Annotated in this window: 10 protein-coding genes; 4 read left to right on the forward strand and 6 right to left on the reverse strand. The window is 61.6% G+C overall.

All coding sequences use genetic code 11. The annotated features are described in order from the left end of the window. Positions 1-35: 35 nt before the first annotated feature. The 3 genes from OIS53_RS06280 to OIS53_RS06290 all read left to right on the forward strand — a co-directional run bounded on the left by OIS53_RS06280 (position 36) and on the right by OIS53_RS06290 (position 3,204). A complete protein-coding gene (locus OIS53_RS06280; RefSeq protein WP_264681549.1) occupies positions 36-1,043 on the forward strand; it encodes a sensor histidine kinase in 1,008 nt (335 codons plus the stop codon). Between the two features lie 267 nt (positions 1,044-1,310). Then, entirely contained in the window at positions 1,311-2,114 is an 804-nt protein-coding gene (locus OIS53_RS06285) for a LytR/AlgR family response regulator transcription factor (RefSeq protein ID WP_264681550.1), read from the forward strand. A 94-nt stretch (positions 2,115-2,208) separates the two neighbouring features. Next, positions 2,209-3,204: a Ppx/GppA phosphatase family protein gene (locus OIS53_RS06290; protein WP_264681551.1), complete on the forward strand. Its 996-nt coding sequence runs from the start codon at positions 2,209-2,211 to the stop codon at positions 3,202-3,204. A gap of 188 nt (positions 3,205-3,392) precedes the next feature. On the opposite strand, the gene ppk1 is transcribed toward OIS53_RS06290, so the two are convergent. Then, positions 3,393-5,666, reverse strand: a complete 2,274-nt coding sequence (gene ppk1 / locus OIS53_RS06295) for a polyphosphate kinase 1 (RefSeq protein WP_264681552.1) — start codon at positions 5,664-5,666, stop codon at positions 3,393-3,395. A 56-nt stretch (positions 5,667-5,722) separates the two neighbouring features. Beyond that, positions 5,723-6,106 carry a RidA family protein gene (locus OIS53_RS06300; RefSeq protein WP_264681553.1) on the reverse strand — a complete coding sequence of 128 codons (384 nt, stop codon included), beginning with the start codon at positions 6,104-6,106 and terminating at the stop codon, positions 5,723-5,725. A gap of 16 nt (positions 6,107-6,122) precedes the next feature. Here OIS53_RS06300 and OIS53_RS06305 point away from each other — a divergent pair, with 16 nt between their 5' ends. Continuing rightward, positions 6,123-6,635, forward strand: a complete 513-nt coding sequence (locus OIS53_RS06305; protein WP_264681554.1) for a helix-turn-helix transcriptional regulator — start codon at positions 6,123-6,125, stop codon at positions 6,633-6,635. A gap of 60 nt (positions 6,636-6,695) precedes the next feature. Here the strand turns inward: OIS53_RS06305 and OIS53_RS06310 are convergent, their stop codons facing one another. The 4 genes from OIS53_RS06310 to OIS53_RS06325 form a co-directional block, all read right to left on the reverse strand. Continuing rightward, positions 6,696-6,962: a hypothetical protein gene (locus OIS53_RS06310; RefSeq protein ID WP_264681555.1), complete on the reverse strand. Its 267-nt coding sequence runs from the start codon at positions 6,960-6,962 to the stop codon at positions 6,696-6,698. A gap of 136 nt (positions 6,963-7,098) precedes the next feature. Continuing rightward, on the reverse strand, positions 7,099-9,087 hold the full coding sequence (gene gyrB, locus OIS53_RS06315) for a DNA topoisomerase (ATP-hydrolyzing) subunit B (RefSeq protein ID WP_264681556.1): 1,989 nt from the start codon (positions 9,085-9,087) through the stop codon (positions 7,099-7,101). A gap of 444 nt (positions 9,088-9,531) precedes the next feature. Further along, a complete protein-coding gene (locus OIS53_RS06320) occupies positions 9,532-10,371 on the reverse strand; it encodes a DNA/RNA non-specific endonuclease (RefSeq protein ID WP_264681557.1) in 840 nt (279 codons plus the stop codon). A 118-nt stretch (positions 10,372-10,489) separates the two neighbouring features. Beyond that, positions 10,490-12,727, reverse strand: a complete 2,238-nt coding sequence (locus tag OIS53_RS06325; protein WP_264681558.1) for a xanthine dehydrogenase family protein molybdopterin-binding subunit — start codon at positions 12,725-12,727, stop codon at positions 10,490-10,492. Positions 12,728-12,737 lie beyond the last annotated feature (10 nt).

Here is a 12,737-nt window from a genome sequence, read left to right on the forward strand (position 1 = left end):
GGCCAGTACACTTTCACCTGTCATCTTTCTTCGCCATGAACGACAAATGGTTACGCCTCCTGGGCATTCCGGTAGTTGCAGTCATTATGCACGTGGTGTTCGACGGGTGGCCGCGGCAGTACGATACGGCAGTGCTGACGCACTTTCTGTTCGGCGTCTTTATCACGGTGCTGCTGTGGGAAGGCAACCGCGCCCTGTTCCTGCTCATGCGCCGCCTGTTTCCGCACTACGACCAAACCACGCGCCGGCTGGTGGTGCAAACGCTGAGCAGCACGGCCTTCACGTTTGCGGCCACCTTGTTTCTGAACGAGTTTCACCGGCTGCTGTTTGGCGTGCCGCTCTGCGAAAAAGGCGAGCTGTTTAGCAGCTTCCTGCTGAAGATGGTGCCCACGCTCATGGTTACTTCCGTCTACGAAAGCATCTACTTTTTCGGGGAGTGGAAGAAGAACCTGCAACGCTCCGAAGCCCTGGCCCGAGCCGGTATCCAATCGGAGCTGGAAGCCCTGCGCAGCCAGCTCGACCCGCACTTTCTGTTTAACTCCCTCAACACCCTGGCCGCCCTCATCGAGGACGACAACGAGCCGGCCCACACCTACCTGGAGCAGCTGGCCGACGTGTACCGTTACGTGCTGGTGAGCCGCGACAAAACCACCGTGCCCCTGCGCGAGGAAATAGCCTTCGTAGAAGCCTACCTCTACCTCAACAAAACCCGCTTCCGCGACGACCTGCAAGTGGAGCAGCGCATTGCCCCGGCCGCCTACGCCACCAACGTAGCCCCGCTGAGCCTGCAAATGCTGGTTGAAAACGCCATCAAGCACAACGTTATTTCGCCGGAAAACCCGCTGCGCGTCACCCTGGCCACCGAACCCGACTCCGGCTACGTGCGCGTGCAAAACAACGTGCAGCCCAAAACCGGCCTCGAACAATCCACCAAAGTAGGCCTGCGCAACATCATTAACCGTTACCGCCTCCTCTCCGAGCACCCCGTGGAAGTGCTGCGCGAAAACGGCCTGTTCACCGTGCGCCTGCCCCTGCTTTCTTGAAAACGAGGGAATGAGTGAGTAAATGAGTGAAGGGGTGTCATTGCGAGGAGGCACGACGAAGCAATCCGTCCTTCTCAGGGTGATAATCTCTGACCTATTCAAAAGCCATTTTTCACCTGCACAGCTACCTATAAAGTTTCTCAAACTGAGTGTAAAAGTCAGGGCTTGTCATATCCGGACGCTTGCAGAGACAAAAGGACGGATTGCTTCGTCGTGCCTCCTCGCAATGACACCCCCTTCACTCACTCGCTCATTCCCTCATTCCCCATGAAGCTCCTGCTCATTGAAGACGAGTACCCGGCTGCCGAGCGGCTGCAACGGCTGCTGCGCCAGGCCGATCCGGCGGCTGAGGTGCTGGGCGTGGTGCGGAGCGTGGCCGCGGGCCGGCAGTGGTTTCAGGACAATCCGCCACCCGACCTCATTCTGAGCGACATTCAGCTGGCCGATGGGCTGAGCTTCGAGATTTTCGACCACGTGGGCCTGACCAGCCCCATCATCTTCACCACCAGCTACGACGAGTACGCCATCAAAGCTTTCCGGGTGCGTAGCGTGGATTACCTGCTCAAGCCCATCAAGCTCACGGAGTTGCGCGCCGCCCTGGCCAAGTACCACGACCTGCGCGCGGCCTTTTCGCCGGTGGCGGGCAGCCAGCGCCTGGAGCGCCTGCTCGACAGCCTGCCCCTGACCGGCCGGCCCTACAAAACCCGCTTTCTGGTAGCCAGCGGCGAGCAGCTACTGCCCATCGACGTGGAGCAGATTGCCTACTTCCAGACCCGCAACGAGCTGGTGTACCTGGTGACGCGCGACGGCCGCCGCTTCGTCATCGACTACCCCCTGGAGCAGCTGGAGCGCCTGCTCGACCCGCAGCAGTTTTTCCGGGCCAGCCGCCAGCTGCTCACCCACCTGAGCGCCGTGCACCGCCTCCACCCCTACTTCAACGGCAAGCTCAAGCTCGACTTGCACCCCGAGTCTGCGGAGGAGGCCCTCATCAGCCGTGACAAGGCCGGGGCGTTTAAAGCCTGGCTGGAAGGTGAGCTGCCCGTGGCAAAAGCGGTGCGCTCGGGGCTGTAGCCGGCATCGGCGGGCAAGAGTATGGGGAAAAGCGGTGGGCCTGCTTTCGGCCGAGCGGCTATCTTTGGCCCTCCACCACCAAACTCCGCGCTCTTTGGAATATCCGCTCTCCAAACTGGCTGCCATCGACATCGGCTCCAACGCCGTACGGTGCCAGATTTCAGCCGTGCTGCACTACGGCGACCGATACCGGCTCAAACGGGTTGAATACGTGCGCTACCCGCTGCGCCTGGGCGAAGATGTGTTTGCCAGCGGCACCATCTCCGAGAAAAAGCAAGAGAAGTTTATCAAGTTTCTGCACGCCCTGAAGCTGCTCATGGAGGTGCACGACGTGGCCCCGAACCACTATCTGGTGTGCGCCACCTCGGCTATGCGCACGGCTCAGAATGGGCAAGAAGTGGCGGCCCGCATTCAGCGGGAGCTGGGCATGACCGTGCAGATTATCGACGGGCAGGCCGAAGCCGCCTACATTAACCGCGTCATCGTCAACCTGCTCGAAGACAACAAGCACTACCTGCACATCGACGTGGGCGGGGGCAGCACCGAGTTCAACATCTACTACAACCGCCGCAAAGTGGCGTCGCAGTCGTTTGAGGTGGGCTCCATCCGGCGCATGCAGCAGGAAGAAAGCGGGCAGCAGGCCACCGAAGCCCAAAACGGGCTGTGGCAGCGCATGGAGGAGTGGGTCCGGGAAAATGCTCGCCGCTACCACGTGTCGCGGGCCATTGGCACGGGCGGCAACATCAACAAGCTCTACAGCCTAGCCCAGCCCCAGCTCGACAAGCCCGTAACGCGCCGCCGCATTGCCACCGTGCTGGACCACCTCACCAGCATGAGCATGGACGAGCGCGTAAACGTGGCCCTCCTGAACCCTGACCGCGCCGACGTCATCGTGCCCGCCGGCCACATCTACCTCTCCGCCATGGAGTGGGCCAACGTCCACCAAATGATAGTGCCGGACATTGGCCTGAAAGACGGAATGCTCCAAACCCTGTTCGAGGAGCACTTCGATGAGTTGCGCCTCCCCGCCGACACGTCGCGCACCGTGCCCGTGCCCGCCGTGCAAAGCCGGCCGACGGAGGTGGAATAAACCACGGATTCCGGCGGATTTTTCGGATGGGTCGGATTTCGTGAACGATTATTCTTGCTGCAATCTGCCAGGAATCCGGTCCGCTTTCCATCCGAAGGCAAAAGAGCCTCGCTGATGCGAGGCTCCTTCGGTAAAATGGGTCGTCCACGAAATCCGACCCATCCGAAAAATCCGCCCGAATCCGTGGTTTATTCCAACGCCGCCTGTTCCTCGGCTTCCTGGCTGAGGTCTACCAGCGACATTTGCTCTTCGTCGGTTTCCGGGGCGTTGGGGAAGTCGTCGGCGGGCACGGCTTCGGGCTGGTCCTCGGCGGCTACGGGCATGTCGGCGCGGGTCAGGTACTCGTCGTAGAGCGCCGTTTCGGGCATGCTGGCGTAGGTGCGGTGGTAGAACTCGCGGTGCACGTTAAACACGGGCTCGTCGGTGGCGGGCTGGCGGCGGATGTAGGCGCCGTCTTCGCGCATGAGGTAGGTGTTCTGGTTGTCCTTCAGGTTGAAGTACAGGATGTTGATGGCCTCGCGCTTGAGCTGGGGGTTCACAATCAGAAACAAGGCCTCAATACGCCGATCAAAGGAGCGCACCATGAGGTCGGCGGAGCCGGCGTATACTTTGGGCTGCCCGGCTTGGTGGAAGTAGAACAGCCGGGAGTGTTCCAGGAAGTCGCCCACGATGCTGCGCACCTCGATGTTCTCACTAAGCCCCGCCCGGCCCGGCCGCAGGCAGCAGATGCCGCGCACGATAAACCGGATGGGCACGCCCGCCTTGCTGGCCTTGTAAAACTCGTCTATCATCTCCTTGTCTTCCAAGGAGTTCATCTTCATCACGATGCCACTGGGCAGGCCTTTCTTGGCGTTGCGCACCTCTTCGCGCACCAGCGAAATCAGCTGCTGGCGCATGTCCTTGGGGGCCGTAATCAGGTACTCGTACTCGTCGGGCTGGGAATGGCCGGTGATGACGTTGAAGAATTCCGACACGTCGTGGCCGTACACGTCGTTGGTGGTCAGCAGGCTCACGTCGGTGTAGATGCGCGAGGTCTGCTCGTTGTAGTTGCCCGACCCGATGTGCACGTAGCGAGTCACCTTCTCCCCTTCCTTGCGGATAATCATCATCATCTTGGTGTGGGTCTTGTACTTGCTCACCCCGTAGATAACAAAGCAGCCGGCCTTTTCCAGCTTGGCACCTTCCCGGATGTTGCGCTCCTCGTCAAAGCGCGCCTTCACCTCAAACAGCACCGACACGTGCTTGCCGTTTTCGGCGGCCTTGAGCAGGGCGGCCGTCACGCGGGAGTCGTCGGCGAGGCGGTAGATGGTTTGCTTGATGCCCAGCACGTGCGGGTCTTCGGCGGCCTGCTCCAGCAGCCGCACCACCGGCTCGATGGAGTTGTAGGGGTGGTGGAGCAGCACGTCGTGGTGCTTGAGGTAGTCGAAGAGGTTTTCCTCGGTGCCTTCCGGCAGGCTCAGTGGGGGCACGGGCGCGGGCGTGCGGGAGCCGCGGCCCCGGAAGTTGGGGTGGCGCAGAATCTGCAAGAGCCCTTTCAGGTCGATGAGCGAGGAAATGACGAACACGTTGCCGTTGTCAATCTTCCACCGTTCCCGGAGCACGGCCATGAGCAGACTGGAGGCATTGGGCTCCACCTCCAGGCGCACCACGCGGCCTTTCTTGCGGGTTTTCAGGCCCAGCTGAATTTCCTTGATGAAGTCCACGTCGATGTCGTCGGACTCTTCCAGGGTGAAGTCGCCGTTGCGGGTGATGCGGAACAGGTTGGCTGACACAATTTCCACGTTGCGGAACAGCTTGGGCAGGTTGGCCCGCACGATTTCCTCAATCGGAACGAAGATTACCCGGTCCTTGCGCGTCAGTTCGAAGAAGCGCGACAGGTTCTGCGGAATCTGCACGAAGGTCAGCCGCTCCTGCCCTTTCTCGGTGTCGGCTTCGAGGCCGCCGGCCCGCGTCACCACCCCGAAGATGAGCATCTGGTTCATCATCAGCGGGAAGCCGTGGTAGGAGTCGTACACCATGGGCGTGAGCAGCGGGAAGATGGTGTTCTTGAAGTAGCCATCGGCCTTCTTCAGCTCCAGCTCCGTCAGCTCATCCATGCGCAGGATGTTGAAGCCGTTCTTCTCGAACTGCGGCTTTAGCTCGTTGAGGTAGGTCAGGCTCTGGTCGTTGACGAAGCGGTGGGCAAAGTCTAGCAGCTTCCTGCGAAACGGCAGCTCCCGCAGCCCCGAGTAGTCCACCCGCTCCTTGCCGTAGTCGATGTAGTTGTATAGGGAGCCCACCCGAATCATGAAAAACTCATCCAGGTTGGAGGAGGTAATGGCCATGAACCGCAGCCGGTCGAACAGGGTGCGGCCGGGGTCCTTGGCCTGGTCCAGCACCCGGTAGTTAAACCGCAGCCAGCTCAGGTCGCGGCTGATGTATTTGCTTTTGCGGATAAGGTCGGCGGACTTGAACAGTTTCATAAGCGGGAATGCGAAAGGCCGGACAAAATACGAGCAATCCGGCCTAGAATGTACGCTTAGCCCGGAATAATAGCCGTGGCTTCTATCTCCACCAGCAGCCGCGCATCCAGCAGGGCCGTAACCGCCAGCATAGTCGAGGCCGGCCGGATGCTGCCAAACACCTCTTCGTGGGCCCGCCCCACGGCTTGCCAGTCAGCTACATTGGTGAGGTAGATGCGGGTGCGCGTCACGTGTTCCAGCGCGGCGCCGGCTTCCTGTAACGCCGCTGCTATTTTCTCCAGTATCCGCCGGGCCTGGCTGTAGGCATCGGTGCCCGTGATGGCGTCGCCGTCCTGGGCCGTGGTGCCGGCCACTTCCACCACATTACCCACCCGCACGGCGCGGGAGTAGCCGACGATAGATTCCCAGGGAGCCCCGGAGGCAATGAGTTGTCGAGTCATAAGGCAGGCGGTTGAAGTGGGCAGCGGAAACAAAGCACGAGAAAAAACCAAGTCTTTTCTGAAAACGACACGGCGCACCATCGGGCCGCTGCTGCTGCGGGAGTTTCGGGGGCGGTGGTACGTGCTGGGCCAGATGCAGGGCAGCGGCCGGCTCGCCTGCTTCGGTCTCGACCGGATTCAAGCCCTGGCCCCTACTGGCCGCACCTTCACCCCGCCCACCGATTTCGACGCAGCTACATATTTCGCGCACTGCTTTGGTATTACCCGCCCCGCCGATGGCCACGAGCCCCAGCAGGTTCTGCTGCGCTTCGAGCCGGTGCAGGGCCGCTACGCGCTGAGCTATCCGCTGCACAGTTCCCAGCAGGTGGTGCTACACACCGAAGATGAACTCCGCCTCCGCCTGACCGTGTATGACACGCACGAGCTACGCATGGAGCTACTTAGCTACGGCCCGGAAGTGGAGGTGCTGGCTCCAGCGGAGCTGCGCGAATGGCTCCGGCAAAGTCACAGTTTGGCAATGTCCATCTGAATTGAAAAAGGCCCGCCGTAAGTATGGCGGGCCTTTTATGCTTTCATCAACTTCGCAGCTCTACGACGCCCGCCGTAGCTGCTGCTCAATGGCATCCACACGGTGCTCCAAGCCATTCAGCCGTTCTACTGCCTCCGCCAAGCGCATTACCGACAGCCGAAGCTCGCCGATGGCCAGGTTGGTTTGGGCTTGTTGCTGCTCCAGTCGATCCAGCCGCTGATTGGTTTGCTGTTGCTGAATTTTCAGCTCACGCACTTCCTCAATCAGCGTATCCTGCCTGCCAAGCTGCTCCGTTAGTAATTCAATTATCCGGTCCTCGCCTTTCATAAGTTTTTAAACGTGCTACGACTAACAAGGTAAGCACTCCCCCAACAAAAACCGCCACCCCAAACGGAGCAGCGGCTTTGTTACTACAGAGTTTACTTCATCCGCGAAATCTGCTTAATTCGCGTACGTCCGTGATTTAGACGTCCAGCTTGGCGTACTTGGCGTTCTTCTCGATGAAGTCGCGGCGGGGAGCCACTTCGTCGCCCATGAGCATGGAGAACAGGTGGTCGGCTTCGGCAGCCGAGTCTACGGTTACCTGCTTCAGGGAGCGGGTGTCGGGCTGCATGGTGGTTTCCCAGAGTTGCTCGGCGTTCATCTCGCCCAAGCCCTTGTAGCGCTGCACGTTTACCGTTTCGGGGCGGCCTTTGCCCATTTCTTCTTGGGCCTGTGCACGCTCCTCCTCGGTCCAGCAGTAGCGCTCCTCCTTGCCCCGCTTCACCAGGTACAGGGGCGGCAGCGCAATGTAGATATAGCCGCGGTCCACCAGCTCACGCATGTAGCGGAAGAAGAAGGTCAGAATCAGCGTCCGGATGTGCGAGCCGTCAATATCCGCATCGGTCATGATGATGACCTTATGGTAGCGCAGCTTGGCCGTGTTCAAGGCTTTGGCGTCGGCCTCAATGCCCTTTTCAGGGTCGGCGGGCACGCCGAAGGTCACGCCGAGGGCCGTAATCATGTTGCGGATTTCCTCGTTCTCGAGGATGCGGTGCTCCTGGGCCTTCTCCACGTTCAGAATCTTACCCCGCAGCGGCAGGATGGCTTGGAAGGCGCGGTTGCGGCCCTGCTTGGCCGTACCGCCGGCCGAGTCACCTTCTACGAGGTAGATTTCGCAGATTTCGGGGTCCGACTCGGAGCAGTCGGCCAGCTTGCCGGGCAGGGAGGTGGAGCCGAGCACGGTTTTGCGCTGCACCATCTCGCGGGCCTTGCGGGCGGCAATACGGGCCTTGGCGGCCAAAATCACCTTTTCCACGATGATGCCGGCTTCCTTGGGATTCTCCTCCAGGTACTGCGCCAGAATCTCGCCCACCACGGTGTTCACGGCTCCGCTTACCTCACTGTTGCCCAGCTTGGTTTTAGTCTGTCCCTCAAACTGCGGCTCCTGCACCTTCACCGAAATTACGGCCGTCAGGCCTTCGCGGAAGTCTTCACCGGAAATCTCCACCTTGGCTTTCTCCAGCTTGCCCGACTTGTCGGCGTAGGCCTTGAGCGTGCGGGTTAGGGCGGCCCGGAAGCCGGCCACGTGGGTGCCGCCTTCGTGGGTGTTGATGTTGTTGACGTAGGAGAAGATGTTCTCCTGGTAGGAGTCGTTGTACTGCAAGGCCACTTCCACCGGCACGTTGCCTTTCTCGCTCTCCACGTGAATGGGGGCGGGCATCAGGGCGTGGCGCTCCGAGCCGTCGAGGTACTGCACGAACTCGGCCAGGCCGCCTTCCGAGTAGAAGGTTTCGGTGAGGAACTCCTCGCCGTTTTCGCCCGGCTCGCGGCGGTCGGTGAGGGTGATGCGGATGCCTTTGTTGAGGTAGGACAGCTCCCGCAGGCGCGAGGCAATGGTGGCGTACTTATATACCGACTCGGTGAAGATGGTATCGTCAGGCAGGAAGTCGACCTGGGTGCCGTGCTCGTCGGTTTCGCCGATTTCCCGCACCGGGTACTGGGGCGCCCCGATTTTGTACTCCTGCTCGTAGATTTTGCCGTTGCGGCGCACGGTTACTTTCAGGTCCTGGCTCAGGGCATTCACGCAGCTCACGCCCACGCCGTGCAGGCCCCCGGATACTTTGTAGGTGTCCTTGTCGAACTTACCGCCGGCGTGCAGCACGGTCATTACCACTTCCAGGGCCGAGCGTCCTTCCTTCTGGTGAAAATCCACCGGGATGCCGCGGCCATTGTCGCGGACGGTAATCGAGTTGTTTTCGTTGATGGTGACGTGAATCGTGTCACAGTAGCCGGCTAGGGCTTCGTCAATTGAGTTATCTACCACTTCCCACACCAAGTGGTGCAGGCCTTTCACTCCAATATCACCGATGTACATGGCCGGGCGCTTACGCACGGCCTCCAGCCCTTCGAGTACCTGAATGCTATTGGCGGAATACTCGGCCGGGGCTTTTTTCTCTTTGGTTTCGCTCATCTTGCAGTAGGTTCAGCGCTAAGTGCGTAAGTAGGCAAAGCTACCGAAAATATTCGGTTTTTGCCGCGGTTTACGCGGTTTTGGACATTCATATTCTAACACCAAAATATGACTATGAGTGCCCCCGCCCATACTATTTTCGCCAGGCCGACAGCTCAGCCGTAGCGAAGCTAAGGCCTTGATACTGTTGGGTCCACTATCAGACCAGAAAGCCCGCCTGCACTGCGCTACAGCTGAGCAGCAGGTACGCAGGCTGTATAAGGCGCCGCCCGGCCCGGAGTAACCGTCCGTGGCCCTGGTAAGGATGTGATGAGGCGGCGTGTTGTGCTTCCTCAGCCGCCTCGCTGTGTGCCCCTGCCAGCTTCCCCGAGCCCTCACGCGCCGTTGAATAGCGGGGCCCGCTGAAAGCAGAAACAACCTGCATAAAGTAGGCAGCTAGCTCAATCAGTTTGTCGGGCCGTTGTCGACGCGTGCTTCAATGGTTTGCTGCACGTCGGCCGGCACGGCCGAGAGCAGGTCGAGCCCCGTAGTGGCTTCGATGGCGTCGACGCTGACGCGGTAGCTTCCCCAGTTCAGGCCGACGGTGTTGTCGTTGGGCAGGTTGACGGCAATAACGCGGGTGGAGCCGCCGACGCGGGCCGCGTCATCCTTGCCCACGGGCAACACCACCACCACTTTCCAGCAGCGGTCCGGCACCGTCACGCGGCCCTGGTCGAGGGTGGTGGCGGGGCCATTGGCGCCGGTGCCGCCGCGGCCGTAGCTGCCGCAGACGATGTACAGCTCCTGGCCCTGGCTGGCAAGGGTGCGGCAATATTCCTCCAGGCTGGCCCAGGTTTGCTGGTTGAGGCGGGAAGCCTGGGGCACCATATTGGTCATCAGGAAGGTGGCCGAGTTATCGGCGACGGTGCGGGTACGGTCGGCGGAGGGACACATGTGGCCCCGGTCGAAGCCCGAGCCGCTGTAGCTACCGCCGCCCACGTGGTACCAGCCGGCCGGCAGGTCTTCATCGGGCCGGAAATCGTCCTGGCGGGCCGCTGCGCCGCGCCAGCTGGCATCCAGGTGCCAGCTAACCCAGTTCGGAATGCCCCGGTCGCGGTGGTAGCTCAGCGCGTACTGGGGCCGGCTGAGCAAGTAGTTGGCGGGCTGCTTGGCGTCGGTGGTGGCGCCGCTGGGGTTGCCCAGCGTCAGGTGTTCCGGCAGGGCCGGGCTGGGGTCGTCGGAGCCAGAGCAAGCGCCGGCTATTAGAGCCAGGATGCCCCAGGCGGGCCAATGTAGTGTGCGCATGGAGTACACGGGATACGGTGGGTATATCCTCGCCACAAAGCTAGCTGCTGACGCCACTATCCAAAACCCTCGCGCCGCCCCACCGGAAGCGCGGCGGACCGAGCCCCTGGCCGGCTGCCTACACCAGCTTGTCGGGCGTAATCGGCAGCTCACGCACGCGCTTGCCCGTTGCGTTGAACACGGCATTGGCAATGGCTGGGGCCACCCCGATGATGGCAATTTCCCCAATGCCTTTGGTGCCCAGGGCATTCACGTGCGGGTCGGACTGATTGACGAACAGCACTTCCACGGCCGGGGCGTCGGCGTGCACGGGCACGTGGTAGTCGGCCAGGTCTTTGGTGACGTAGCGGCCGAACCGGTCGTCGATAACGGCCGCTTCCATGAGCGCCATACCAATGCCGCCCACGGCTCCGCCCTTCATCTGGTTGCCGGCGGTTTTTTTGTTGACGATGGTGCCCGCATCGGCGCAGGAAACCAGCTTGCTCACCCGCACCTCGCCCGTGAGCGGATGCACCCGCACCTCAGCAAAGTGCACGGAGAAGGAGTACATGGAATACTGCCGGTGGTTCTCGCCGTCGGGTTTCGACTCCACGGTAACTACTCCCCCATCGGCCTGCCGCAGCAGGTCGGCGTAGCTGGCGCGGGCGGCGGGGTTGCCATTCAAGGTCAGGTAGCCATCGGCCAGCACTACATCCTCTTTCCTTGCCGAAGCAAAAGCCGCGTTGCTGGCGGCCGCCAGGGTGCGCAGCTTCTCTTTCAAGGCCAGGCAGGCTTCCTGCACGGCGGGGCCTACTGTATTCACAATGGCCGACCCGCCTTGCGTGGGGGCGGGGGCAAACTGTGAATTCCCCCACTCAAACCTGATTCTATCGGGCGACAGGCCCAGCGTGTCGGCGGCAATCTGGGTCATGGCCGTGCCCGTGCCGGGGCCGATATCGGTGACGGCGCTTTGCAGCACCACCGTGCCGTTGGGCAGCAGCCGGGCGTTGGCCTTCGAGGAGCCGCGGTGCGCCCCGAAGGTGCCCACGCCCATGCCGTAGCCCACCAGCCACTCGCCGTCGCGCAAGCTGCCGGGCTTGAGTTGGCGCTTGCTCCAGCCGATACGCTCGGCGCCCATCTGGTAGCATTCCTTCAGAAACTTGCTCGACCAGGGCCGGCCGTTTTCAGGGTCCCGGTCGGTGTAGTTGCGCAAGCGGAACTCCAGCGGGTCCAGGTTCAGCAGGTGGGCCATTTCGTCCATGGCCGACTCCAGGGCAAAGGCTCCGGTGGCCTCCCCAGGGCCCCGCATCCAGATGGGCGTGCTCACGTCGAGGGCGGCAATGCGGTAGCGGGTATTCACGTTGGGCGACTGGTACATCATGCGCGTCTGCTGCACCGTCGACTCGGTGAACTCCTCGTAGCTCGACGTCTGCCCAATGGCTTCGTGGGTGATGGCCGTAATCCGGCCGTCGGGCGTGGCGCTCATCCCGATTTTCTGCCAGGCATAGGGGCGGTAGCCCACCATGGTGGTCATCTGCTCGCGGGTGAGCATGAGCTTCACCGGCCGGTTGACTTTGCGGGCCGCAATGACGGCAGCCGACTCGTGCGGCCAGCTGTGCAGGGCGTTGCCAAAGGCCCCGCCCACGAAGGTGGCAATGACCTTGACGTTTTCTTCGGGCAGATTCCACTCCTTGGCGAAGTCGCGCCGCGTGGCCAGGGTGCCTTGCGTCTTGTCGTAGAGGGTCAGGCGGTCGGGTGCTTCCCAGTGGGCGATGATGGACTGTAGCTCTATCGGGTGGTGCACTTCGGTCGGAATAACGTATTCCGCTTCGAGCTTCACCGCACCGGTCTGGTAGGCATCGGCTGTGCCGCGCACGTAGTCGGCTACTCCCGACTTAGGGTTTTTCTTGGCTTGGGTGGGCACAAAGGCCTGCTTCACGCCCACGGCCATGTCGGTTTCGTGTTTTTCCGGCTCGTACTGCGCCTGCACCAGCCGCGCCGCGAAGCGGGCCCGCTCCAGGGTATCGGCCACTACTACGGCAATGGGCTGGTCGTTGAAGCGCACCTTGTCGTCATGGAATACCTTCAGCCGGCCGCCCACGGTCTGGGGCTGCGAGGGGTCCTTGCCCGTGGGGGTGAAGCCCGGCACCTTGGGCGAGTTCAGGTGGGTGATGACGGCCAGCACGCCGGGTGCCCGCTCGGCGGCACGGGTGTCAATACTCTTGATGCGCCCCTTGGCTATGGTGCTGCCCACCAGCACGGCGTAGCTCATGTTGGGCAGCTCATATTCCGCCGAGTACGTGGCCGCGCCCGTCACTTTCAGGCGGGCGTCCACCCGGTTCATGCCGGCTCCGATGTGCTTCTCTACTGGCTTCATGATGCAGGTA

Source organism: Hymenobacter sp. YIM 151500-1, from assembly GCF_025979885.1.
Lineage (GTDB): Bacteria > Bacteroidota > Bacteroidia > Cytophagales > Hymenobacteraceae > Hymenobacter.